The organism is Rhizobium sp. BK491 (assembly GCF_014194925.1).
In the GTDB taxonomy this organism is placed as follows: Bacteria; Pseudomonadota; Alphaproteobacteria; order Rhizobiales; family Rhizobiaceae; genus Rhizobium.
Window position 1 is genome coordinate 975,481 of sequence record NZ_JACIAR010000001.1, and the last position, 24,100, is coordinate 999,580.

At 58.7% G+C, this 24,100-nt stretch carries 19 protein-coding genes and 2 pseudogenes; 12 read left to right on the top strand and 9 right to left on the bottom strand.

The window, feature by feature from the left end; all coding sequences use genetic code 11:
• Positions 1–15: 15 nt before the first annotated feature.
• Both FHX05_RS04885 and FHX05_RS04890 read right to left on the bottom strand, forming a co-directional pair.
• Complete coding sequence (locus FHX05_RS04885) at positions 16–1,539, bottom strand: ABC-F family ATP-binding cassette domain-containing protein (protein ID WP_183870826.1); 1,524 nt, start codon at positions 1,537–1,539, stop codon at positions 16–18.
• Positions 1,540–1,959: 420 nt separating this feature from the next.
• Entirely contained in the window at positions 1,960–4,215 is a 2,256-nt protein-coding gene (locus FHX05_RS04890) for a TonB-dependent hemoglobin/transferrin/lactoferrin family receptor (protein WP_183870827.1), read from the bottom strand.
• A 319-nt stretch (positions 4,216–4,534) separates the two neighbouring features.
• On the opposite strand from FHX05_RS04890, the gene FHX05_RS04895 reads away from it, so the two are divergent.
• Positions 4,535–5,335, top strand: a complete 801-nt coding sequence (locus FHX05_RS04895) for an extensin family protein (protein ID WP_246698841.1) — start codon at positions 4,535–4,537, stop codon at positions 5,333–5,335.
• 49 nt (positions 5,336–5,384) lie between these two features.
• Here the strand turns inward: FHX05_RS04895 and FHX05_RS04900 are convergent, their stop codons facing one another.
• Both FHX05_RS04900 and FHX05_RS04905 read right to left on the bottom strand, forming a co-directional pair.
• The gene (locus FHX05_RS04900; RefSeq protein WP_112411588.1) at positions 5,385–6,224 is read right to left on the bottom strand and encodes a methyltransferase domain-containing protein; all 840 of its coding nucleotides are present in this window, start codon (positions 6,222–6,224) and stop codon (positions 5,385–5,387) included.
• Positions 6,225–6,384: 160 nt separating this feature from the next.
• On the bottom strand, positions 6,385–8,067 hold the full coding sequence (locus FHX05_RS04905) for a formate--tetrahydrofolate ligase (protein ID WP_183870829.1): 1,683 nt from the start codon (positions 8,065–8,067) through the stop codon (positions 6,385–6,387).
• Positions 8,068–8,235: 168 nt separating this feature from the next.
• Here FHX05_RS04905 and FHX05_RS04910 point away from each other — a divergent pair, with 168 nt between their 5' ends.
• Entirely contained in the window at positions 8,236–8,751 is a 516-nt protein-coding gene (locus FHX05_RS04910; RefSeq protein ID WP_112604813.1) for a TIGR00645 family protein, read from the top strand.
• Between the two features lie 14 nt (positions 8,752–8,765).
• Here FHX05_RS04910 and FHX05_RS04915 read toward each other — a convergent pair whose 3' ends face one another.
• Complete coding sequence (locus tag FHX05_RS04915) at positions 8,766–9,731, bottom strand: hypothetical protein (RefSeq protein ID WP_183870830.1); 966 nt, start codon at positions 9,729–9,731, stop codon at positions 8,766–8,768.
• 565 nt (positions 9,732–10,296) lie between these two features.
• Here FHX05_RS04915 and FHX05_RS04920 point away from each other — a divergent pair.
• A complete protein-coding gene (locus FHX05_RS04920; RefSeq protein WP_015340671.1) occupies positions 10,297–11,028 on the top strand; it encodes a LuxR C-terminal-related transcriptional regulator in 732 nt (243 codons plus the stop codon).
• Between the two features lie 136 nt (positions 11,029–11,164).
• Here FHX05_RS04920 and FHX05_RS04925 read toward each other — a convergent pair whose 3' ends face one another.
• The 4 genes from FHX05_RS04925 to FHX05_RS04940 all read right to left on the bottom strand — a co-directional run bounded on the left by FHX05_RS04925 (position 11,165) and on the right by FHX05_RS04940 (position 14,651).
• Positions 11,165–12,304 (bottom strand): DUF2333 family protein, encoded by a 1,140-nt coding sequence (locus tag FHX05_RS04925; protein ID WP_183870831.1) that lies wholly within the window; start codon positions 12,302–12,304, stop codon positions 11,165–11,167.
• Positions 12,305–12,501: 197 nt separating this feature from the next.
• On the bottom strand, positions 12,502–13,524 hold the full coding sequence (locus tag FHX05_RS04930; RefSeq protein WP_183870832.1) for a hypothetical protein: 1,023 nt from the start codon (positions 13,522–13,524) through the stop codon (positions 12,502–12,504).
• Positions 13,525–13,593: 69 nt separating this feature from the next.
• The gene (locus tag FHX05_RS04935; protein WP_183870833.1) at positions 13,594–13,980 is read right to left on the bottom strand and encodes a cytochrome c family protein; all 387 of its coding nucleotides are present in this window, start codon (positions 13,978–13,980) and stop codon (positions 13,594–13,596) included.
• 89 nt (positions 13,981–14,069) lie between these two features.
• On the bottom strand, positions 14,070–14,651 hold the full coding sequence (locus FHX05_RS04940) for a thymidine kinase (RefSeq protein ID WP_183870834.1): 582 nt from the start codon (positions 14,649–14,651) through the stop codon (positions 14,070–14,072).
• 234 nt (positions 14,652–14,885) lie between these two features.
• Between FHX05_RS04940 and FHX05_RS04945 the strand changes: the two genes are divergently transcribed.
• From FHX05_RS04945 to FHX05_RS04985, 9 genes and pseudogenes are all read left to right on the top strand, one after another.
• The gene (locus FHX05_RS04945; RefSeq protein ID WP_183709403.1) at positions 14,886–15,842 is read left to right on the top strand and encodes a choline ABC transporter substrate-binding protein; all 957 of its coding nucleotides are present in this window, start codon (positions 14,886–14,888) and stop codon (positions 15,840–15,842) included.
• Positions 15,843–16,026: 184 nt separating this feature from the next.
• Complete coding sequence (choW, locus tag FHX05_RS04950; protein WP_183870835.1) at positions 16,027–16,872, top strand: choline ABC transporter permease subunit; 846 nt, start codon at positions 16,027–16,029, stop codon at positions 16,870–16,872.
• The gene (gene choV, locus FHX05_RS04955) at positions 16,869–17,918 is read left to right on the top strand and encodes a choline ABC transporter ATP-binding protein (protein WP_183870836.1); all 1,050 of its coding nucleotides are present in this window, start codon (positions 16,869–16,871) and stop codon (positions 17,916–17,918) included. Before choW ends, choV begins: the two co-directional genes overlap by 4 nt.
• Before the next feature lie 36 nt (positions 17,919–17,954).
• Positions 17,955–18,440, top strand: a pseudogene (locus FHX05_RS04960) (pyridoxamine 5'-phosphate oxidase family protein); the annotation flags it as partial.
• 372 nt (positions 18,441–18,812) lie between these two features.
• Positions 18,813–19,130, top strand: coding sequence for a metalloregulator ArsR/SmtB family transcription factor (locus tag FHX05_RS04965; RefSeq protein WP_015340680.1), 318 nt, complete (start codon positions 18,813–18,815; stop codon positions 19,128–19,130).
• 343 nt (positions 19,131–19,473) lie between these two features.
• A complete protein-coding gene (locus FHX05_RS04970) occupies positions 19,474–20,802 on the top strand; it encodes an aspartate aminotransferase family protein (RefSeq protein ID WP_112399126.1) in 1,329 nt (442 codons plus the stop codon).
• Between the two features lie 121 nt (positions 20,803–20,923).
• Positions 20,924–21,326: pseudogene (locus FHX05_RS04975) on the top strand (DUF559 domain-containing protein).
• 167 nt (positions 21,327–21,493) lie between these two features.
• On the top strand, positions 21,494–23,191 hold the full coding sequence (gene ade, locus FHX05_RS04980) for an adenine deaminase (RefSeq protein WP_183870837.1): 1,698 nt from the start codon (positions 21,494–21,496) through the stop codon (positions 23,189–23,191).
• Positions 23,192–23,273: 82 nt separating this feature from the next.
• Complete coding sequence (locus tag FHX05_RS04985; RefSeq protein ID WP_112604778.1) at positions 23,274–24,092, top strand: DUF2066 domain-containing protein; 819 nt, start codon at positions 23,274–23,276, stop codon at positions 24,090–24,092.
• The last annotated feature ends 8 nt before the right edge of the window (positions 24,093–24,100 follow it).

Here is a 24,100-nt window from a genome sequence, read left to right on the forward strand (position 1 = left end):
AGATTCCGCCCTCGCCTACTCTTGCGCTCTGGCGGCTTCGAAGAACTCCTCGGGACCATCCACTTCGACCAGCCGCTTCCGGTCGATCAGCCAGAAGCGATTGCCGATAGATCGCACGAAGCTGCGGTCGTGCGAGACGAGAAGGCAGCTTGCCTCATTTGCCGTCAGCTCGCCCTCCAGCGCCTCCTGCCCATCGATGTCCAGATGGTTTGTCGGCTCATCGAGCAGGTAGAAGTTGGGATTGGTCAGCCGCAGCGCCAGCATGGCAAGCCGCGCCCTCTGCCCGCCGGACAGACGGCCGATCTCTTTTCCCTGCATATCGATACCGATGCCGACACCGACCAGCAGCGTGCGGGCACGCTGTTCGCCGAGCTCGAACAGGCGCGTGATCATGCCGAGCGGCGTGTCCTTCTGGCCGAGATTGGAGAGCCCCTGATCGCTGTAGCCGAGCACGATGGATGGCGTCGGCTTGATTGCGCCGCCGGCAGACGAATCGGCAATGGCCTTCCGGATCATCTCCACGAGCCGCGTCTTGCCCGCGCCATTCTGCCCGAGCAGCACGATGCGGTCGCCCTGGCAAATCCACTGCTGACCGGTCTTGAACAGCAGCGTACCGTCTGGCGTCGTCACCGATGCATCCTCCAGCGTCAGAAGCACTTTGGCCTGAATACCGCGATTGGCGAGCTTGATCGAGCCGGAAGAGCGCTCGCGATAGCCCGGCCTCGCGCTGTCCTCCAGTTTCTCGGCCCGCGCCTTCAGTTGCTTCGTTTTGACGGTCAAGAGATCACTGCCGGAGTTGACACCGAGATTGTAGAGCTTGGCCGCCTGCTTGCGCAGCTGCTGTGCCGTCTTCATCTCTTTCTGATAGCGGCGTTCATCCGAAGCATCGACCTCGTCCAGCGCCGCCCGCGCCCGGCTATATGGCAGCGCATAGGTTTGCGACTGGTCCTGGCGCAGGAACAGGGTTCGATTGCAGACAGCGTCGAGGAAGGCACGGTCGTGGCTGGCAATGATGACGGGCACGTCGCGCGGCAAGGCATTCAGCCAATCCTCCAGCAGCGCGATCTTGGCGAGATCGAGATGGTTGGTCGGCTCGTCGAGCAGCAACGCATCGGGCTCGGTTACCCAGACGCGGGCAAGCATGGCAAGCCGCTGCCAGCCGCCGCTGAGCTGAGCCAGTGTCCTCTCCCGCATCGCCTCTGGCACATCGAGCGAATCAAGGGTGACGTCGACACGCCAGCTCTCGCTCTCTACCTGCTCCTTGGGCAAAGCGCGCAGAACGGCGTCATAAAAGGAGACATCCATCAGATCCGCTGGCACATTCTGTTCGACGTAGCCGACGCGCAAGCCGCGCGCGCGGGTGATCTCGCCCGTGGTCGGCTCCTGCCTGCCCGTGATGCAGTTGAGCAGCGTGGTCTTCCCGCGTCCATTCGCGGCGACGATGCCGACGCGGTCACCGGCATCGATGGTGAAGTTGAGATTGGAAAACAGCGGCGCACTCATGGTGACGCCCAGATTGCGGAGATTGATCAGAGTCATGGTCTTTTCCGGTCTCGATCGAGCATCTCAAGACATCGCCGGCGGCTCCTTTTGCCGCGCTAAATCGACGCCAAAGGCCCAAGCGGGCCAATACTCGAAAACATGTCATGACGCGGCCGCGCAAATACGCCGGCTCACGTCGCCCAAGGGGCAGACCAGAAGGAATGAGTGAGAAACAGCCTCTGATCAGCCCTGCAAACGCATCTGCAGGGCACGAGTCGGACCAAACTGGCGAATATGCCAGACTATCTTGCTCATATGGTCCTCCTCTCTTTTCTCTCGACGGGTTTAAGACTGTGCCGCTCGAATAGCATCAAGCGTTGCGATTTTCAATTGCACAAACCACGGGACGCTACGCATGAGGGCAAAAAAGAGGCGATGCCGAAGCATCGCCCAAGGTTGCTGCATCGATGTGACCGCCTAGAACCGTTGCGTCAGCGTCAGCTTGAAGGTTCGGCCAGGCTCGGAATAGTAGGATGCTGGCTGGGTTAGCGTGCCGCTATAGGACGGCGCGTTGAGCGCGTCGTAATAGGTCTTGTTGAAGATGTTGTAGACGCCGCCGCGAATACTGAGGCCCTTCACCTGCTCCGGTTCCCACCATGCTGTGAGGTCGAAGATACCGTAGGCGGGGGTCTGCAGCGTGTCGCCTGTCTTCTTCGCCTCGCGAGCCGCGGTGATGAAGGTCAGATCCGTTCCCCAGACTTCGGTCGCATAGCCGACGGTGAAGGCAGCCTTGGCCGGGGCGACGGAATTGATCCATTGACCGGTATCGGAGTCCTTGCCGTTCACATAGGCGACGGAGCCCTTTATGTGGATGCCGTTGTCGAACTTCTTGTGCGCGTTGACCTCGACACCGAACATGCGGACGTTGGCGCGGTTGAAATATTCGGTAATCCCGAGCGGATAGGTGCCTGTGGGATCGCGATAATTCAGCGTGTCGATGAAGTTTTTGTACTTGTTATAGAACGCACCGATATGGCCGCCGAAATCGTCGTCACCAAGGTTGGTGCCGATTTCGACGCCGTTGCTGGTTTCGGGCTTCAGGTCGGAGTTGCCGTAGGTGACATAACCGCCGGGCACGCCGTAGTTGACGTAGAGTTCGCTGACACTGGGCGCACGGAAGGCCATCGCCCACTGCGCATAGAGCTCGACATTGTCCTGAGGCTGATAGGAGGCGCGCAGCTTCGGCGAGAAACGGCTGTCGGACTGGCCGGAGGGCAAGCCATTATAGTTGGCGCTGTCGCGATAGGCAGCCGTGTTCTTCGGCGAGTAATCGTACCAGTCGAAGCGAAGACCCGGCGTCAAATAGAAATTGCTGGAGCCCAATTCGATCTTGTCGTCGATGAAGACGCCGACGCGCTTGCCATCGACATCGGGCATATCGGACTGGTTGGTGTGCAGGAAGGCGCAAGAAGCACGCCAGCGAGGAAGTGCGCAGCTATCCTCGCCGGCCGAGTACTGGTGAACCTTGTCGAAGGCAACATCGAGACCAAAAGTGACTTGGTGATGCAGGCTGCCGGTATCGAAAGACTTCGATGCATTGCCGGCGAAGCCGATGCTGCGATCTTCCATTTCATTACGGCGCCAATAGTCGCCGATGACGGATGTATAGCGATAGCCTTCCACACCGCCTTCACGCAGAAGATTCTGCCAGTAGAAAACGGCGTTGGCGGTATCGAGCGGCGAATCGGCACTCTCGGCTTCATATTTGTAATCGAGCGACACGCGATTGCGCTCAACATTGTCTGTCCCGTTATAGTTGCCGGGCCGGAAGTTTCCGGTCGGGCTCTGCAGGGTCATGAGATCGGTGGTTTTGTCCTTGTTGTAATGCTCGGCCGTGATGCCGAAGGTGCCGATGTCGGTATATTGACGGATCTTGAACAGGCCGCTTCTCTGATTGTAGTCAGCCGGGTTAGCCTCGGTACGCTTGGTGGAATAGCCGCCGATATCGCCGTTGTTCTCAAGCTCATGACCATGCGTGTAGCCGCCCTGGAAGAGAACGGCGGTATTGTCGATGCGCTTGGCAACCGCGGCTGAACCGCCGATGCTGCGGTCGTCGCCATTATAGCCGAACTTGAAAACACCGCCCCAGGTAGAACCGGGCGCAATCAGATCTTCCGGCTCCAGCGTACGCAGCACGAAGGCGCCGCCGAGAGCGCCCGAACCGGCACGACTGGAATCGGCGCCGCGCACGATATCGACGCTCGAAAGCGCGTTGAAATCAAAGCTGTTGACGCCGCCATTACCACCATTATTGGCGCCATTGGCGCTGCCGCGCGAAGCATCGAGAAGGAAAGGAATTTGAATGCCGTCGACCGTCGTCAGCACACGGTCATCACCGAGGCCGCGAATATTGACACCGCCGGTAGCGCGGTTGAAGCCGACGCCGACCTCGGTGCTGCGGCCGAGATCCTCGATACGTGTGATTTGCTTGTCGTCGATGTCCTGGGCCGTCGTCTCACTTGTGGTCGGAGAGTCGGCAAGCACATCCTTGTTTGCCTTGCCCTTCCCAGTCACCACAATCGGTTTCAGATTGGTGACGCGGTCACCCTTTGCCGCCTCGCCCGTCGCCTCGTCATTCGGGGCTGCGGTTTGCGCGAAGGATGTCGTTACCAGCCCCAGGGCCAGAAACGCGGTGCATGCCAAAAGAACCGAGCGGGATCGCCGGACAACCATAACCATTCCTTTCGAATTGCTTCACCGGGCTGGCTGGTTGCTGCGTCGAATGCAGGCAAGGGGCTGGCTAGGTTATCTTGTTAACGGGCGGAAATATCCCGCCTTCTTTCTGCCGCATAAAAAACATGAGTATTATTGTCAATATATTCGGAGTGCATAATCATGAATAAAATTGTCACCTTTTAAGACAAGAGATGAACGTTGCTGAATTGCAACGAAATCACAACCTCGCGCGTTCTATCGGCATCATCATTAGAATTGGCTGAATTACTTGATGCTGTTTAGAATTATCTCATTAGTCTCCGCCGCCGTCCTTCTCATGGCCACGTCTCTCCCTCAGACCGGCCCGATACCTGAGCAAAAACCGGATCAGGAACAAGTTCAGCCGGATGGCAAAGCGCCGATCCCTACAGAAAAACCCGCAGCATCACCAAACGGCCCCGTCATTCCGGCGGACAAACCGACGGCTCAACCCGAGGAAAAGCCGGCTTCACAGCCGGAGGAGCAAACAAGCGGCCAACAGATACAAGGCCCTCCCCGTCCGCCCCTGACCATCGTTTCCGAACCGGATGACGAACACCAGGCCTGCCTGAAGGCGCTGACCGCCATCGGAGCAACCTTCAAGGAGATCGCCCGCATCGATGATGGCAATGGCTGCGGCATCGACAAGCCGATCGCGCTTAGCTCCCCGCTGCCGGGCATAGAATTCAAGCCCGAGGGGCAAATGCGCTGCGAAGCCGCTCTCGCCTTGGCTCAATGGATGAAGGAAAGTGTCATTCCGTCAGCTGCGGCATTGGACAATGGCAAGATCGTCACGATTAACCAAGCATCGACCTATGTCTGCCGGCTACGCAACAATGCTTCCACCGGCAAGATCTCCGAGCATGCCCGTGGCAACGCCATAGATGTCGCGAGCTTCACCTTCGAAAACGGCAAGACCATTGCGATCGAGCCGCGGCGTGAAGATCCGACGCTCACAGGCGCATTCCAGCGCGCAGCCAGCGCCTCGGCCTGCCTTTATTTCACGACCGTTCTGGACCCGGAGAGCGATGCCGCGCACGAAAGCCATTTCCATCTCGACGTCATCGAGAGGAATGGCGGCTTTCGCTATTGCCACTAGAAATGCGTCGCGGAATCGACGGGGCGTTGATCTTTAAATTCCGTCATATTCAGAGACCTGCATTCGAGAACCACAGGTCTCTATAGATCGCAACCGCCGTTTCATCCGGCGCTCGATCCTGGGTGAGCCAAACCGACTGGATGGAGCGAGCCTCGCCTCCACTTGGCGTTTTCGTGGTTTGCATGGGATCGGAAGCTCCGATGCAGGGAATGAAATAGGCCGGCATCAAGGCGCGGGCGCTGAACCCCTGCTCTGCGCGTATGATCAGGACGGCAAGCCCGACCTTATCATTCGCCTGCCAAGGCACGATGATCCGGCCGCCGAGGCGCAGCGCCTGCAACCACGATATCGGCGGCGCCACCACCCCCGCACTCACGTAGATCAGATCCGCTTGCGGAAGCTCCAGCTCGGTCGCATCGGCGCAGATGACGGAGGCGTTCTCGAACGAGGCAAGATTATCGCGGGTGCGGCTGGCCAATGCCTCATCGATCTCGACGGCGTGAACATGGCCGCCCGGTGCCACCAGCGTCGACAGAATGGCCGTGTAATATCCAGTTCCCGTGCCGATCTGGATGACCGTCTCACCGGGCTGCGGCGCGACGGCACCCAAGAAGGCAGCATGGAGAAACGGCTCGCCATTGTTGATGCCCTTGGATTTGTCCAGGGAGACCAAAACATTCTGATAGAGAAAGGCAGGATCACTGCTTGGCGTTTCGAGATGGCGTCCCTTGACCACGATCCGCCAAGGCCCTGGCCCCATGAAGGCCTCACGGCGAACGAGGCGAAAGGCCTGCTCCAACCTTTCATCCGAAGAATTGCTGGCAGCTGCCATCATCTTCGCATGGAAGTCCCGTATCTCATCCAAACTTGCGCGGCTATCAGCAGTCACGATCCGTCTCCGTCTTGACGATGCTTGGACCGTGCCGATTTCTTTCGGCCTCCGCCAAGGTCAATATGTTAGATATCGTAACGGGATCGGATGACAACAGTCCTGGGCGCAACCGCCGAACCGGCACTTCCCGACCGACAAGTTGAATCGGATTCTGAACTTAAAACAATCCTTCGATGTAGCCTTGATCGTTGAGGAAAATCCTCTCTGCTGCCGGCGATTTCGGCAGACCGGGCATGGTCATGATCTCGCCAGTGATGACGACGACAAAGCCGGCCCCGGCCGAAAGCCGTACCTCGCGAATAGGCACGATATGGCCCTCGGGCGCTCCCCGGACATTCGGATCGGTCGAGAAGGAATATTGTGTTTTCGCCATGCAGACCGGCAGATGGCCGTAACCTTGATCCTCCCACGATCTGAGTTGATCACGCACGGCCTTGTCGGCGGTCACCTCGCCGGCATGATAGATTTTCGAGGCGACGATCTCGATCTTCTCCAGGAGCGGCAGATTGTCCGGATAGAGCGGCTGGAATTTCGCCTGCCCGGATTCGGCAAGCTCCACCACCTTATGTGCAAGGTCGGTAATGCCGGCCGAACCTTCGGCCCAGTGCCGGCAAAGGATCGCCTCGGCGCCGAGCCGTGCGACATAATTCTTCAGCGCCTCGATTTCGGCCTCCGTGTCGGAAACGAAATGATTGATGGCGACGACGACGGGAACGCCGAACTTGCGGACATTGGCGACATGCCGACCGAGATTGGCGCAGCCCTTCACCAAAGCTTCCACATTCTCCCCGCCAAGATCGTCCTTTTTGACACCGCCATTCATCTTCAAGGCCCGCACGGTCGCGACGATGACGGCGGCGTCCGGCGACAGCCCTGCCTTGCGGCATTTGATGTCGAAGAATTTCTCCGCACCCAGATCGGCACCGAAGCCGGCTTCCGTGACCACATAATCTGCAAGCTTCAGCGCCGTGCGCGTCGCGATCACCGAATTGCAACCATGGGCGATATTGGCAAAGGGGCCGCCATGCACCAGCGCAGGATTGTTCTCCAGCGTCTGCACGAGGTTCGGCTGCATGGCGTCCTTCAGGAGCACGGCCATGGCGCCATCGGCCTTCAGATCGCGGGCATAAACCGGCGTGCGGTCGCGGCGATAGCCGATGATAATGTTGCCGAGCCGCTTTTCCAGATCCTTGAGGTCGGATGCCAGACAGAGGATCGCCATCACCTCGGAGGCAACGGTGATGTCGAAGCCGCCCTCGCGCGGAAAGCCGTTCGCAACGCCGCCAAGCGACGATACGATATCGCGTAGCGCCCGATCGTTCATGTCCATCGCGCGCCGCCACGTGATGCGCCTGAGGTCGATATTCTGCTCGTTGCCCCAGTAGATGTGATTGTCGATCAGCGCGGCGAGCAGATTATGGGCCGACGTGATCGCGTGGAAATCGCCGGTGAAATGGAGGTTGATGTCCTCCATCGGGATGACCTGCGCATAGCCACCGCCGGCCGCCCCGCCCTTCACGCCGAAACACGGACCGAGCGAGGCCTCGCGCACGCAGACTACCGCCTTCTTGCCGATGCGGTTCAGGCCGTCGCCGAGGCCAACCGTCGTCGTGGTCTTGCCCTCGCCCGCCGGCGTCGGATTGATCGCCGTGACGAGGATCAGCTTGCCATCTTTCTTGCCGGCCTGCGATGCGATGAACCCAGCACCGATCTTTGCCTTGTCGTAGCCGTAAGGTGCGAGATCTTCCGCCGGAATCCCGAGCTTTGCGCCGATCTCCATAATTGGCAGCTTCTTTGCTGCGCGCGCAATCTCGATATCGGATGCCACGGTCGTCGCCATAAGTCTCGCCCCCAAACATACGGTCATTTCCCTGTCGGGATAAACCAATATCTATCGGGTGTGAATAGCGGCGAAGCACTCCGTTCGTCGAAACGCACCGCCTTGTCTCAGGACGCAGGCATGCCTATTTTCGGCGTCCAATGAAAACCGAGAAGGAAAGATGAAGATATGAAGTCCCTGGAATTGCTGGTCGAGCGCATCATCCTCTCCAGTCGCTGGCTCCTGGTGATCTTCTATCTCGGCCTTGCCGCTTCGCTCGCCGTCTACGCCGTTTCGTTCGCCTATAAGTTCTACAAGGTGGCGATCAACGTCTTCGCCTATGACGAAGCCGACATGATCCTCGCCATTCTCGGCCTTATCGACGCCGCCCTGGTGGCAAGTCTGATCGTTATGGTAATGATTTCGGGCTACGAGAATTTCGTCAGCCGCTTCGACGAGGCCGAAAATGGAGGCGAGGTTTCCTTCATCGGCAAGCTCGATTCAGGCAGCCTCAAGATCAAGGTCGCCTCTTCGATCGTCGCCATTTCCTCGATCCACCTGCTGCAGATCTTCCTGAACGCCACTCAATACGACAACGCCAAGCTGATGTGGTTCACAATCATCCACCTGGCCTTCGTCGTGTCCGCGCTATTGTTGGGCTTCCTAGAAAAGATCATGGCGAAAGCAAAAGCCAGGGATAGCTGAGGCCGGACGAGCGGCTACTTGCCGGCCATTGCCGATGCGCTGGTCATCGGCGCAGCGGTCGTCGACGGTGCCGGCGCGACACAATCGGAAATCGATTGATTTTCCTTGCAGTTGCGCGCCGAGACTAGAGCGTCGGCATCGGCAAGCTCCGTCGTCAGCTTCAGCCTCAACGCGTCCATCTGCGAAAGCAGATGAATGCCGTTCGGGTCGGTTCCAAGCATCAGATCGACAAGTCCCCGGTCCACACCCATTTTGTCGAGGAAGCCCACCAGCCTCGTCCTCTGCGCCTTGTCGAGCTTCGTCGTATCGTATTTACCGACGAATTTGCGGCCGATTTCCTTCTTGGAGATGATCTTGCGCCTGCCGTCCACCATCTCATATTCGGTGCGGTACTGGACGCGCACCTCGCTGTAGGTGGTGGTGATCTGATGAACGCCCAGCAGCGCGAAGGGGCTGGAAACGCGCTGAACGCCGCCTGCAAAAAACAAAGGGCAGGCCGAAAAGCAGATTGCGCCGTCGGAAAATGGCTGACCTGTGATCGAGCCATCCTTGGCAAAAGCAGCCGAGCAGATCGACTCGGCATAGGGGCACGCCCGCGAGCGGGTGCGGCCGACTGCGATCGAAAGCTTTTGCTTGCGAATGATGCGAGCCATCTCCATCGCTGCCTTGACATCGCCCCCCGGCGAACTGACGACGACTGGCAGTTTACGGTTGCCAACCTGCTTCAGGATTTTCTGCAGCTTCCGCGGCGTATCCGCCGTGATCTGCCCTTCGGCGGAGATCCAGTCGGGGCAAGTGCTATCGGCTCGGCATTGGCCCATCTCACCGTGAACCAGCAAAAACTGCATCGGCGCGCCACCAACCGCGCCGGCAGCTTTAGCCAGCGCAGGCGAAACCAGAAAAAGCGAAACGCCGGTGACGAACCACAACAGCGTTTGATAACAGCGCGCCCCGAGCTGCGGAAAGAAGCGAAAATTCATAAGCTATACGCCTGCAAGCGATTACTTTGGCAAGACCGATAGCAACCGCTTTGGGCCTCCGCAAGGCGCACCAACACGGCGATGCATCATTTGATTAAAACTCATGGCCGCCTTCACGGAAAGTCCCGCGTGCAAAGAAGTACGTTTCCAAAAATTGGCTACCGACGAACTCAAAAGCGTGAGACCTCATGCCAGCTTATGCCGTGGGCGATAAACTGCGAACGGTACAAAACAGGCATTCCTGACGCGCCGCCCAAAGTGCAGAACCCAGTTCAAAACCTCGGTTTTAGGCTTAATTTTGACATAGTGGGGAAGCGTCGTCAGACCCCTTCGATCGGCTTGGCGATGACGCCAAATGTATGATTGCGTCGAGATCCGGCCAACAAAAGAGTGGTCGCGGCCACTTATTGACCATTTTGGGCGAAGCCTGGAGGAATTGTATGTTTAAATATTAAAATATATGAAAATGAAAATTATTTCTGGCCGTGTGGTATTTTTGCGTCTAGCATTCACTCATAAATCGAGTATTTCATATCGATATCACGCCGCGGACACCTTAACTCATATGTCCTATATCATTACCGCCGAGAGACAATTGCTGCTTTCTGCCGAGTTGGCTGCCGCTCGGACGCAGGCGGCGTTTGCAATGGGCCTGGAACGGACGGGATCGGCTTTTGGCTTCAGCCATGTGGCTCTGATGAACGCCCCGGTTCCCGATGATACGATGATGACGCCGCTGCTTATCGAGGGGACGGTGCCCGCACAGTTCGTGCGTGAGTTCGATCGGCATCATCTGGTTCGCCGCTGTCCTATGCTGCTGCGCACGCGTGATTCAGTGATGCCGCGCGCGTGGCATCTGCTGGAAAAAGATGCCGAACCTGACGCCGATGTACCGGGCGAGCTTCGAGCACTCCTGATTAGCTACAATTGTCCGATGAGCGTCATAATCCCGGTCAATGCTCCGGATGGCCAGCGCCTCGTTTTCTGGTTCATGGGCAATCGCAACAGCCTAGGCCAGAGTGAAATCAACGAACTCACCTTGATCATGCTGCAGGCGCTTGATTCCTATAATTGCCTCAAGCGCAACGGTGGTGCCGCGCCGCATTCGCTTTCCGCGCGCGAGCTGGAAGTGGTCCGCTGGACGGCCCAAGGCAAGACCTCGGTCGAGATCGGCCAGATTCTTTCGCTCTCCGACCATACGGTCAACGCGTATATGATGAACGCGATCAAGAAGCTCGATTGCGTCAACCGTACCCAGCTCGTCGCAAAAGCCATCCGCCTGAAGCTGATCAGCTAGAGCTTTTCCGCTTTTCTTCAAATCGCGAAAACGCTCTATCTTCTTGTTTTTACGCAGTTCCGGACGCAAAGCTGAGCTCGGCAGCCGGGTTCAGCGTCGGGGTCCGCCTACTGGGCCTCCGCCCGCTGGGCTTCGTTTAGCGACCGCCCAGGACCGTGCGGATTTCCACGAGGCTCGAACGCACCCGCAGAATATGGAAGCCCATGGTCGCAAGATGGCTCGGCATGAAGGAGCTGTCTTCAGGCCCATTGGAAATGATGAAAGGTTGAATACGCAAAGCCGCCTGCAGCTGCGTCGTGACATCGGCCCAGAGCGTGGCGACATTGCGTTCGGCAATCACCTGCTGGAAATCCGAGCGGGCCGCCATCAGGATACCGTAGCTCGCATAAAGCTGCCCATAGGCAAACCAGAAGCGATCGTCAGCCCGCATATCCAGCCAGCCATAGCTGTGATCTCCCGCCCTCCGGGCCAATATATCCGCCGTGCTGCCGAGATCGTTGGCAATATGGTCGACGAACTGCAGGAGGTTGTCGGCACGTCCATCGAAAATCGCTTTGCAATTGCCGAGGTCGCTATTGAAGCTGCGCAGATTGCTCATTGCAGCGCGATAATAGCTTGGGCTCGGCGTCTTCGGTCCGAAGGGATGCAGGCCGAAATACCAGCTCGACTCGTCGAACTGCAGGTTGCCGCGCGCCTTCTGCAGATCGCTGTTGATGCCGGATGTTCCGCGCACGCGGCCGAGCGTATCAACCAACTCCGCCGAGGTGCGGCGAACGACCGAATTGATGCCCCGCTGGAAGGAAGCCTTGTTGTCGAGGAAGGGCGTGTCATCCCATGAAATGCCGAAGAAGCCGAGCTTGTAGAGCAGCATCGAGGAAATCCAAGCATTCTGGTTGACGTTGAAATCGGTCAGATCGGTGGCAACGTCGACGACAGCCGAGGTTTGGCAAGTCTTAGGTGCTGTTGCAGCCGCCTGCTGACCATCCGTCGCAGGCAGCTCCTGTCCGGCGGAATATTTGCGCTCGGAGAATTTGTAGACGTCCGGATAGGCCGGATTGAACCCGGTCCAGACCTGCGTTTGCCAAACGAAATAGACATAAAGCAGCGCCATCAACGCCACGAAGGCAGCAAGCGGCAGCTTGATCAGCCAGTTGCGCTGCCGATACCAGCCATGAGCGGCAAGAAATGGCCAGCTTAGCCCGACGAAAACCAATCCCAGCCAGCGTGCGATAGCGGCCCAGATCCGCTTGAAGAACGCCGTGATCGAGTCAAGCATGGACACGCCTCCTAAACCCTACCGCGCATCCCGCCGACACGCGAAGGACGCACCACACCAACCTGCGCAATGGACGCCGCGAAAATCGCCGCGGTCCTCGGATCATTAAGTCCTTATCGCCACTCGCGTTCCAGCAAATATGTGTTCTTGGGAAAAACAACAACCGTCCGAACGGAATTTTCCGTGACGGACAGCAATCAACCCTCAGGTTGCGTCTCTTCCGCCACTTCGCTCGAATCTGAAGATGCAGGCAGCGGATGAGGCTCCAACCGTCGTTTGAAGACAGCATCTACATGAGCCTTGCGCACGGCAAGATCATGCCCGGCCAGCACATTCGCCTCGAAAGCCTGGATCAGGCTCTCGACCGCTCCCGTTCGCGAACCCCTAATCGATGCCGGCTCCACTTCTGACGCCAATGCCTTGAGCAGGGCGATCCGCTGCTCGATATCGACGCTCAGCTTGGCTGCCATCGCGCCGATGGCGGCGATCTGATTGTTCAGGGCAGCCGCCAGCCCTTCGTAAATGTCTATGAGGCGCTGCCGCACGGTGCGGCGGGATTGAAGCTCCTGTTCTTGCCGCCGAATATCATCCTGCTCGGTCACCAGAGCGCGATAGTCCGCTTCGAGTTCGGACTGCAGATCGGCATGGCGTGAGGATGGGCGGTTGCGCCTTTGATACATGAGCTTTTCCGCCAAGACATCGGCCCGGCGCTGCACCTCCTCTATCTCGAAATCGAGCTTCCTTCGCCTCTCGATCACGCCTTCGAGTTGAAGTTCGCATTCACGAAAGCACCGGGAGAATACGGGTCTCGCCTGCTTGAAAAGAAGATCGAGTTCGGCCGATACAGCAAGGGCCGCGTCGACATTGACGATGATCTCATCCGGCCCCATGGGTCTGCGTGCAAGCACCCGGCTGAGCAAGCCTGCATTTTCAAGGCCAATCTTCTCATTGAACAATCGCCGATGCTGCAGATCAGCCTCGTCGGTCGCATGATCCAGCTCTTTGACGAGCGACAGGGCGACTGATTTCCAACGGTCGAGCAATTCGACCGCTTCGCGAACAAATGCCTCTTCGACGGGAAAATTAACGGCTGCGGCGTGCTCGCTGTCCCTGGAGTGGCGGGCGAGCGTCGCCACTGCCGAATTCGCGTCGTTCATAGCGTCTTCGAGCGTCGTGCGCGCCCTGTCGAGCATGCCATCGAAGGAATGAGGCCTGAGCATGAAAACATTCCCTCCCCTACCTTTGGCGCAAGACTAGCTGCTTCCGGAGGCGAAGGAAATGCTCGAAAGCTACTGAGCAGCGGCCGGGTTCTTCAGATAGGCGATGAGGTTGTCGAGATCCTTGTCACTTTTCAGGCCTGGAAACGCCATCCGGGTGCCTTTGACGAGGAATTGCGGCGCCGGCAGATATTTCCGCAGCAACGCCTCATCCCAGACCTTGCCATCAGCCCCGAATGCCCTCATCGCCGGCGAGTAGGCGTAATCCGGCTTGCTTGCGACGGCTCGTCCGACGATCCCCATCAGCGAGGGACCGACGCGATTATCGAGGCCGGTCGCCGTGTGACATGCCCCGCATCTCTTGAAAACGGCGGCACCTGCAATTGCATCGCCGTCCGCAAGCACAGCGGAAGCCGAAGCGAACAGGATGACAGCCGACGCCAGACATTGCAGTTTCATCGTCTCTCCCCGTCAGCCTCGACTTCGATACGCAATTACGTGCCGAAAATAGTCAGAACCGCTATCGAAAGTCTGCACGAGCGGCTGCTTCACTCGCAGGTAATCGCCTCTTCCCAATGACGACGGCAGAGCGAAACATATTTGTCGCTGCCGCCGATCTCGATCTGCGCGCCTTCGCGGACGACATTGCTGGCAGCGTCCAAGCGCACCACCATCGTCGCCTTGCGCCCGCAATGGCAGATGGTGCGCACCTCGCGCAACTCGTCGGCGATGGTCAGCAGCTCCTGCGATCCCGGAAACAGATGTCCATGGAAATCCGTGCGTAGCCCGTAGGTCATGACCGGAAGATCGAGGCGATCGACGATATGGGCAAGCTGCCAGACCTGCTCGCGCGTCAGAAATTGGGCCTCATCGACGAAGACGCAGGCAAGCGGCTCCTTTGCATGCATTTCATCGACCATCGCATAGAGATCGTCGCTGGTTTCGAACGGCAAGGCATCCATCGTCAGTCCGATGCGCGAGGCGATCGTGCCTCGGCCGGCGCGATCGTCGAGAGCCGCGATGAAAGCCGCCGTGCGCATGCCGCGCTCCTGATAATTATAGGCAGCCTGCAGCAGCATGGTCGATTTGCCGGCATTCATCGTCGAATAATGGAAGTAGAGCTTGGCCATGACATTCTCCTTGAATGCTTCATGGGAGCTGCGCGACGATAAGAAAAGATAGTCTCGGCGAAAACCACAGGATTCAGACAGGCATGGCCGAGGGCGCAAAAGCCTTGGCAACCGGCGGACATAAAAAGACGGGCGTCGCATTCAGCCCCCTCAAACCGCCGCAAATACACTGTGGTCGCTTGAAAATGTCAGTTATTGATGGTTGCTTGGGAACGTTAGACTGGGAGTCACGCAATGATAAAAATGACCCTTACTGCATTCGCTTTCGCCTCAACTCTCTCCGCACTGACATTGGGCGCCACCGCGGCCTCCGCGGCCGAGCCGGCGAGCTGTAGCACCGTACATTTCGCCGATGTAGGCTGGACCGACATCACCTCCACCACGGCCACCGCCTCCGTTCTTCTGAAGGCGCTCGGCTACGACACCGACGTCAAGGTGCTCGCCGTCCCGGTGACCTACCAGTCGCTTAAGAACAAGGACATCGATGTCTTCCTCGGCAACTGGATGCCCTCCATGGCTGAGAACATCAAGCCGTTCGCCGCGGACAAATCGGTCGAGACCGTACGCGCCAACCTGGAAGGCGCCAAGTACACGCTGGCGACCAATCAAAAGGGCGCGGATCTCGGCATCAAGGACTTCAAGGATATCGCCGCCCACAAGGATGACCTCGACGGCAAGATCTACGGCATCGAGCCGGGCAACGACGGCAACCGTCTGGTAATCGACATGGTCGACAAGAACACCTTCGGCCTCAAAGGCTTCGAAGTGGTTGAGTCCTCCGAGCAGGGCATGCTGGCGCAGGTGTCCCGCGCCGACAAGGAAGGCAAGCCGATTATCTTCCTCGGTTGGGCGCCGCATCCGATGAACACCACCTACAAGATGACCTACCTCACCGGCGGCGACGATGTGTTCGGACCGAACTTCGGTGGCGCGACGGTCTATACCAACGTCCGGGCCGGCTACCTGCAGGAATGCCCGAACGTCGGCGCCTTCGTCAAGAATCTCGTCTTCTCGCTGCCGATGGAAAACGAAATCATGGGCAAGATCCTGAACGACAGCAAGGAGCCGGAAGCGGCTGCCACCGAATGGCTGAAGGCCAATCCGTCGGCGGTCACGCCCTGGCTTGCCGGCGTCACCACCAAGGATGGCGGTGACGGCCTGGCGGCGGTCAAGGCCAAGCTCGGCCTGTAATACGAGGATGGATGGAGGGGCGGCCAAACCGCCCCTTTCTCTTCCTTGAACGGACTGCTTGCTTTCGCGTCCCGCCATCACTCGGACAATGGTCCGCCTGGCGTGACAGACCGTTATTCTACGGCGGCATCTCCGGCATCATACGCAACAATCGGAAACGCCGCCCCCAATCGTGGGCAAAGATGTGAACTGGTTAACCGATTACCGCATCCCCATCGGGCCATGGGCCAAAGCCGTCGTCGACTGGCTGACGAGCAACGTCACGTGGTTCTTCGACGGCCTTTCCTTCCTGGTCGCGCACGGAATCAAAGGGCTGCTGTTCCTCTTGCAGGCACCGCATCCGCTGATCGTCGTCGTCGCCTTCACGGCAATTGCCTATTGGATGCGCCGGAGCGTCACCATCACGGTCCTCACCCTGATCGGCCTGCTGATCACCATCAACCAGGGCTATTGGAAAGAGACGACCGAGACGCTGGCACTGGTATTGGCCTCCACCTTCGTATGCATGCTGGTGGGCGTGCCGCTCGGCATCGCGGCAGCACGCCGTCCCTGGCTTTACTCCATCATGCGGCCGATACTCGATCTGATGCAGACCATCCCGACCTTCGTGTATCTGGTGCCGGCAATGATCCTGCTCGGTCTCGGCATGGTCCCGGGCCTGGTTGCCACCGTCGTCTTTGCTCTTCCCGCACCGATCCGCATGACTCGCCTCGGCATCATTTCCACTCCTCCTTCGCTGGTGGAGGCAGCTGAATCCTTCGGTGCGACGCCTCGCCAGGTTCTGCGCAAGGTCGAGCTGCCCTTTGCCACTCCGCAGATCATGGCTGGCCTGACGCAGACCATCATGCTGTCACTCTCGATGGTCTCGATCGCGGCACTCGTCGGCGCCCCCGGGCTCGGCGTGCCCGTGCTGCGCGCACTGAATAGCGTCAATGTCGCCAAGAGCTTCGATTCCGGCGCCTGCATCGTCATCCTGGCGATCATTCTCGACCGTATGTTCCGCGCGCCCGGCGAAGGAGACCGCTCATGACTGTCGCCGTCGATTTCAAAAATGTCAGCATCATCTTCGGCGATCGTCCAGATGCCGCCCTGAAACTCGTCGACGGAGGCAAGTCGCGCGACGAGATCGGCAAGTCCACGGGCATGGTGCTCGGCGTCGCCAATGCCTCGCTGCAAATCGAAGAAGGCGAGATCCTCGTGCTCATGGGGCTATCCGGCTCCGGCAAATCGACGCTGCTGCGTGCCGTCAACGGCCTGGCCCCGGTTGTGCGCGGCGAGGTCTCCGTCAACACCAAGAACGGCGCCGTCAACCCCTATTCCTGCACCCCCAAGGCCCTGCGCGACCTGCGCATGCACACCGTCTCGATGGTCTTCCAGCAGTTCGCGCTGCTGCCCTGGCGGACGGTCGCCGACAATGTTGGCTTCGGGCTCGAGCTTGCCGGCGTGCCGGATGTTGAGCGCAAGAAGCGGGTCGACGAGCAGCTACAGCTCGTGAACCTCACGCAATGGGCCAATCGCAAGGTCAATGAGCTTTCGGGTGGCATGCAGCAGCGCGTCGGTCTCGCCCGTGCCTTTGCAACCGGGGCGCCGATCCTGCTCATGGACGAGCCGTTCTCCGCGCTCGACCCGCTGATCCGCACCCGCTTGCAGGACGAGCTTCTGGAGTTCCAGCGCCGCCTGAAACGCACGATCCTGTTCGTCAGCCACGATCTGGACGAGGCATTCCGCATCGGCAACCGCATCGCCATCATGGAAAGCGGCCATATCATTCAGTGCGGAACGCCACAGGAGATCGTCAAGAACCCTGCCGACCAATATGTTGCCGACTTCGTGCAGCACATGAACCCGATCAGCATGCTGACAGCGCGGGATGTCATGCAGCAGGGCGTCGGACATTCAGCCAATGCAGGTTCCGTCACCGCGACGGCAACCGCCGCGACACCGCTCATCGATATCCTTGACGCCTTGACGCGCCAGCCGGGCAATATCGGCGTTGTTGACAATGGCACGATTATCGGAACGATCTCCGCGCAAGACGTGGTGTCGGGCCTCACCAGCCACCGGCGAAAGGAGTAGTCGTTCGCGACTGCTCCTCAATTCATGGAGCAGGCAATGAACGACAAGCCATCGGTGCTGAGGGAAACGGATGAGGATGCGCGCATTCAGGCGCGCGACCTCATGCGCAAAGCCGCACATGCAGCCTTGGCCGTCATCGATCCGGACACCGGCTTTCCCGCCGTCAGCCGCGTCCTGACTGCCATGGATGCCGATGGCGCTCCGGTCATCCTGGTCTCCGGCCTCTCCTCACATACCAAGGCTTTGATGAAGGACAGCCGCGCTTCAGCGCTCTTCGGCGAGCCTGGCAAGGGCGATCCTCTCGCCCACCCTCGCCTGACCCTACGTTGCAGCGCGGAGCGCATCGGTCGGCAAAGCCAGGCTCACAATCGCATCCGAACGCTTTTTCTCGATCGTCATCCGAAATCCAAGCTCTATATCGACCTTCCGGACTTCTGCTTCTTCCGCCTCGTTCCTCTGGATGCCAGCCTGAACGGCGGCTTCGGAAGGGCCTATATCTTGTCCTCGCAGGACCTGATGATGCTTTAAGCCGAAAACAGAGCGCGCCGGCAATAAATCATACAATAGTGCGAGAATTAGTAGTCGGACAGCTCGAAGTAGAAACGGCTGATATTGGCGGGTTGCAAATCTTCGGTGACCAAATTTGGCATATTTGCTGCTCCGAAACGATAAAAATCGACCTATTTTGGTCTAATCGAGCCCCTAGATGGGACGTTAGGGACGCCTGCATCATCGCCGGAGCATCATACGTACATATCTAAAACAGCATACTCGATACCTTAAATTTAGGTATATACAATCTTCGACCGCTCTTGGTATTGTTAGATATCGGTAAGGACCGGGTTGGAAATAGCACAATTTCTGATGTTCGCTCCGCATTGGGAAGTTTAAAAGATGAAGACAAGAGATTTGGCCGAACACTCTAATGTTGCGGCAGCACTATTATCAGCAATGGCGAACCCGAAGCGTCTTTTGATCCTTTGCAGTCTCGTTAAAGGCGAAGTTCCAGTTGGCGTTCTTGCCAATCAGGTCGGACTGAGCCAATCAGCACTTTCCCAGCATCTTTCGAAGCTTCGTGCCCAAAAGCTGGTCAAGACGCGTCGTGATGCTCAAACTATTTACTACTCCAGCACATCGGAATCCGTGATCCGTGTTCTCGAAACGCTGGAAGACATTTATTGCGAGCCGGAAAAAAGTAGATCGGCTGCCTAAGAGCTAAGATAGCTCCCGGCCTGTCGACGCATGATCTTTTTGGGGACAATTTAGATCTCGAAAGATCGACTTGCTTTCATTACCAGGTGTTTTACTGCTTTAACTGGCAAATCCTAGGATTTGCCAGTTTTTTCATATGGGGACTACCTCACGGTGCTTCGTGGCCCGTTTTCCTCCCCGACATGTTGACACGCATTCTTCGAGGCTCAACCTGTCGCTTTCACCGCCATCTTTGCCTTGACGCCAAAAAGGCGGCTGATAATTTGACCAAGCAGTAAATATAATAGCGCGGCGTAGGCCGTGGCCGGGAAATGGCCCCCCGAATTGGCCATTGGAGAACAGCATGTCGGACCGTTTGAATGCCGCCCCCAACGATTTGCGCGCCTTCTGGATGCCGTTTACGGCCAACCGCCAGTTCAAGAAGGAACCGCGCCTCTTCGTCAGCGCCAAGGATATGTATTACACTACCCATGATGGTCGGCAGGTGCTGGATGGAACTGCGGGCCTGTGGTGCGTAAACGCCGGGCACTGCCGCCCGAAGATCACCGAGGCCATCCGCCAGCAGGCAGGCGAACTCGACTACGCACCCGCCTTCCAGCTCGGCCACCCCAAGGCTTTCGAACTGGCGAACCGGCTGGTCGATATTGCCCCTGAGGGTATGGACCACGTTCTTTACACCAACTCCGGTTCGGAATCTGTCGAAACCGCGCTCAAGGTCGCGCTTGCCTATCATCGCGTGAAGGGCAATGGCTCGCGCTTCCGCCTCATCGGCCGCGAGCGCGGCTATCACGGCGTCAATTTCGGCGGCATCTCCGTCGGCGGCATCGTCACCAACCGCAAGATGTTCGGCACGCTGCTGACTGGTGTCGACCACATGCCGCACACCCATGTGCCCGGCAAGAACGCCTTCACGCGCGGCGAGCCGGAGCATGGCGGCGATATTGCCAGCGAACTGGAGCGCATCGTCACTCTGCATGACGCCTCGACGATCGCGGCCGTCATCGTCGAGCCGGTCGCCGGCTCCACCGGTGTGCTCATCCCGCCGAAGGGCTATCTGCAGAAGCTGCGCGAAATCTGCACCAAGCACGGCATCCTGCTGATCTTTGACGAAGTCATCACCGGTTTCGGCCGCCTCGGCACCCCCTTTGCCGCCCAATATTATGATGTGAAGCCGGATATCATCACGACAGCCAAGGGCCTGACCAACGGCGTCATTCCGATGGGCGCGGTCTTCGTCACCTCGGAGATTCACGACGCCTTCATGCAGGGACCCGAGCACATGATCGAGTTCTTCCATGGCTACACCTATTCCGGCAACCCGATCGCCTCGGCCGCGGCATTGGCGACGCTGGACACCTACAAGGAAGAAGGCCTGCTGACGCGCGCAGCCGAACTCTCCGACTACTGGGCCGACGCTCTGCACTCCCTGAAAGACTGCCCGAACGTCATCGACATTAGAAACACCGGCCTGATCGGCGCCATCGAGCTCGATCCCATCGCCGGCGAACCTACCAAGCGCGCCTTCACCGCCTTCCTGAAGGCCTACGAGAAGGGCCTTCTGATCCGCACCACCGGCGACATCATCGCGCTGTCGCCGCCGCTGATCATCGAGAAACATCACATCGACGAGTTGTTCGGCAAGCTGAGAGAGATCTTGCAGAATAATATCTGAGGCGAAATATCTCATTGCCTCTTCTCAATGAGGCGCAGTGATATCTGCGCATTCGAGGTATCCCCTCTCCCCGCCTGCGGGGAGAGGGTTAGGGTGAGGGGCCGTTCATGGGGACAATGAGATGCGCGGTCCGGAACCTAAAACGACACAGCGCGCAAGAATGCTTCGGCAATCGGACAACGATGCCGAGGCAAAATTTTGGTCGGAACTTCGCAACCTTCGGCTGAACAGCTTCAAATTCGTTCGGCAGTTTCCAATCGGTCCTTATTTCGCTGACTTTGCCTGCCGAGAGCGATCCCTGGTCATCGAGATCGATGGCGGTCAACATGCCAACAGCAAGCACGATACCATTCGCGATGAATTCATGACCGCTGAAGGCTGGTCTGTCGCGCTTCTGGAACATTGATGGCCTCACAGCCATGCCGGCAGTTCTCGAAACCATCGTAGCGATCTGCGAAGGCAGGTTGACCGAAGCTGCAGCGGCTCGTGATTTCAAATTTCCTCCGGCAGCGTGTTCGAAATAGCCCCTCACCCCAGCCCTGTCCCCGCTCGCGGGAGAGGGAGTCTTAGTTCTCGCCAGGACGTAAGAAACACTGCCCTATCAACAAATTCGGACAGATCCCCTCTCCCCGTAGAACGGGGAGAGGGCTAGGGTGAGGGGCTATACGGAATCACAGCGGGTAGGAAAGCCATGACCACCAAACTCGAACACTATATCGACCAAGGCGTCGGCCGGGAGCCTGCGGATATCGTGCTGAAGAACGGCCGCTTCTTCGATCTGGTGACGGGAGAGCTGGTCGCTTCGGACATCGCCATTTGCGGCGATCGCATCGTCGGCACCTGCGGCGATTATCGGGGACGCGAAGAGATCGATATTGCCGGCCGCATCGTCGTGCCGGGCTTCATCGATACCCATCTTCACATCGAATCCTCGCTGGTAACCCCGCTCGAATTCGATCGCTGCGTCCTGCCCTATGGCGTTACCACCGTCATCTGCGATCCGCATGAGATCGCCAATGTGCTCGGCACCGAGGGCATCCGCTACTTTCTCGACTGTTCGCTGGAAACCATCATGGATATCCGCGTCCAGCTTTCCTCCTGCGTACCGGCGACGCATTTGGAAACGTCCGGCGCTGACCTACCGATCGAGAAGCTCCTGCCCTTCCGCAATCATCCCAAGGTCATCGGCCTTGCCGAATTCATGAACTTCCCCGGCGTGGTCCATAAGGATCCCATCTGCATGGCGAAGCTCGAAGCCTTCCAGGGCGGCCATATCGACGGCCATGCGCCGCTTTTGCGCGGCAATGACCTCAACGGCTATCTCGCGGCCGGCATCCGCACCGAGCATGAATCGACGACATCAGAGGAGGCGCTGGAAAAGATCCGCAAAGGCATGCATATCCTCGTGCGTGAGGGCTCCGTCTCCAAGGATCTGCACGCGCTGATGCCTATTATCACCGAGCGCCTGTCACCCCACCTCGCACTCTGCACAGACGACCGAAATCCGCTCGATATCACCGAACAGGGCCACCTCGATTACATGATCCGCACGGCGATTGCCCATGGCGTCGAGCCGCTGGCGATCTACCGCGCCTCCTCGATCTCCGCAGCCCGCGCCTTCGGCCTTCGGGATCGCGGTCTCGTGGCGCCGGGCTGGCGCGCCGATCTCGTCGTCATCGACAGCCTGGAAAACTGCAAGGCCGAGATCGTCTTTTCCGCAGGCCGCCGCGTTACCACCGAACTCTTTGCGACCCGCGGTTCGGTCGAGCCGGTCGGCCTCGACAGCGTCAAGGCCCGCCCGATCAATGCCGCCGATTTCGGTGTGCCGGTAGCAGAAGGCGAGAGCTCCGTCATTGGCGTGACGCCTGGCAAGATCATCACCCAACATCGCCGCTATCGCCTGCCGACCAAGGGCAACCAGACCGCTATCGACCTCGGTAACGATATCATCAAGGTCGCCGTCATCGAGCGGCATGGCAAGAACGGCAACCATGCCAACGGCTTCGTCCAAGGTTTTGGTTTGAAGAAAGGCGCGATCGCCTCCACAGTCGGCCATGACAGCCACAATATCTGCGTCGTCGGCGTCAATGAGGATGACATGGCGCTCGCCGCCAACCGCCTCAGTGATATCAATGGCGGCTTTGTCGTCGTCGAGGATGGCATCGTGACAGGTGAAATCGCCCTGCCCGTCGCCGGCCTGATGAGCCTCGAGCCTTATGAAAGCGTGCGCGACACGCTGCATCATCTGCGCCAGGCGGCCTATGCCCTCGGCGCAACGCTGGAAGAACCCTTCCTCCAGCTCGCCTTCCTGCCCCTGCCCGTCATCCCGCATCTGAAGATATCGGACAAGGGCCTGGTCGATGTCGACAAGTTCATGCTGATCGGCTGACGGCGGCAATCGTCCGTCCTTGTTTCGATCCCTCACCTGGATTATCCTGTGTGCTTTCCTGCTCGGAAGCCGCAGGGAGGGGATGGTGCGAAATCTCGCCTATGCGACGAGTTGGCAGTTACTTGCGCTGCTGTTGACCGCCTCTCTTCCTGCCACTCAGGCCCAAGCCTTCATGCCTGACGATGTCTACACGAGCGTCTGTGTCGTTACAGGCCAGGGACCGGAAAATCGGATCAAGGGCTTTGCCGATTGCCTGGATAAGGTTCTGCCCCGCGTCTCCGGCAATTCGCGATTGACTGACGGCCCTCTCATGGGGACCGCTCGCGAGCATGCGGCCGACTACATCGAGGAATTCACTTATCGCGACAGGCTCGCGGGCCGTCCTATCCATGATGAGCAAGGCACCCACGACCGACCCTTCGACCTCACATGCCGCTTTCGCAAAGAACGCATCGACGATCTGCTCGAGAGGCTCGGCACCCGCCCTTGGCTCGCCAAGCGGCCGGTGCTCGAAATCCTGTTGACTGTCCGTCGTGGTGACTTGAGCTATCAGGTAACGGCCGAGAGCGGTCGCGATTTGGCCATGCGCGAAGCATTCACGGCAGCGTCCGATCTCACCGGCATCGACGTCGTTTTCCCTTCCGAGGGGAAGTTCCAAACCGGTTCGACAGCGGGCACCATTCCCTTATCAGGCGATTTGGAGTGGGATGAGAGCGCCCTAGGCTGGGTCGCGACGTGGACGCTAAGCGATCAGCAAAGCGGCATTGGACCGCACGACGTCATATGGCAGGTGCGAGGCGTCAGTTTCGACGATGCGTTCCGCACGGCCCTTAAAGGTGCCGCGCAGATTCTGTCGGTAAACGGCGAACCCGCCGGCGCCTTGGTCCCTGTCAAACAATAGGCCTTCGG

What these genes read in the sequence shown, in the direction of transcription:
- FHX05_RS04890 (WP_183870827.1), bottom strand. Translation starts at nt 4,215, where the DNA reads ATGGTTGTCCGGCGATCCCGCTCGGTTCTTTTGGCATGCACCGCGTTT.
- FHX05_RS04885 (WP_183870826.1), bottom strand. Translation starts at nt 1,539, where the DNA reads ATGACTCTGATCAATCTCCGCAATCTGGGCGTCACCATGAGTGCGCCG.
- FHX05_RS04965 (WP_015340680.1), top strand. Translation starts at nt 18,813, where the DNA reads ATGAAGACAAGAGATTTGGCCGAACACTCTAATGTTGCGGCAGCACTA.
- FHX05_RS04895 (WP_246698841.1), top strand. Translation starts at nt 4,535, where the DNA reads ATGGCCACGTCTCTCCCTCAGACCGGCCCGATACCTGAGCAAAAACCG.
- FHX05_RS04910 (WP_112604813.1), top strand. Translation starts at nt 8,236, where the DNA reads ATGAAGTCCCTGGAATTGCTGGTCGAGCGCATCATCCTCTCCAGTCGC.
- FHX05_RS04920 (WP_015340671.1), top strand. Translation starts at nt 10,297, where the DNA reads ATGTCCTATATCATTACCGCCGAGAGACAATTGCTGCTTTCTGCCGAG.
- FHX05_RS04945 (WP_183709403.1), top strand. Translation starts at nt 14,886, where the DNA reads ATGATAAAAATGACCCTTACTGCATTCGCTTTCGCCTCAACTCTCTCC.
- FHX05_RS04905 (WP_183870829.1), bottom strand. Translation starts at nt 8,067, where the DNA reads ATGGCGACGACCGTGGCATCCGATATCGAGATTGCGCGCGCAGCAAAG.
- FHX05_RS04935 (WP_183870833.1), bottom strand. Translation starts at nt 13,980, where the DNA reads ATGAAACTGCAATGTCTGGCGTCGGCTGTCATCCTGTTCGCTTCGGCT.
- FHX05_RS04915 (WP_183870830.1), bottom strand. Translation starts at nt 9,731, where the DNA reads ATGAATTTTCGCTTCTTTCCGCAGCTCGGGGCGCGCTGTTATCAAACG.
- ade (WP_183870837.1), top strand. Translation starts at nt 21,494, where the DNA reads ATGACCACCAAACTCGAACACTATATCGACCAAGGCGTCGGCCGGGAG.
- FHX05_RS04930 (WP_183870832.1), bottom strand. Translation starts at nt 13,524, where the DNA reads ATGCTCAGGCCTCATTCCTTCGATGGCATGCTCGACAGGGCGCGCACG.
- FHX05_RS04985 (WP_112604778.1), top strand. Translation starts at nt 23,274, where the DNA reads ATGGTGCGAAATCTCGCCTATGCGACGAGTTGGCAGTTACTTGCGCTG.
- FHX05_RS04925 (WP_183870831.1), bottom strand. Translation starts at nt 12,304, where the DNA reads ATGCTTGACTCGATCACGGCGTTCTTCAAGCGGATCTGGGCCGCTATC.
- choV (WP_183870836.1), top strand. Translation starts at nt 16,869, where the DNA reads ATGACTGTCGCCGTCGATTTCAAAAATGTCAGCATCATCTTCGGCGAT.
- FHX05_RS04940 (WP_183870834.1), bottom strand. Translation starts at nt 14,651, where the DNA reads ATGGCCAAGCTCTACTTCCATTATTCGACGATGAATGCCGGCAAATCG.
- FHX05_RS04970 (WP_112399126.1), top strand. Translation starts at nt 19,474, where the DNA reads ATGTCGGACCGTTTGAATGCCGCCCCCAACGATTTGCGCGCCTTCTGG.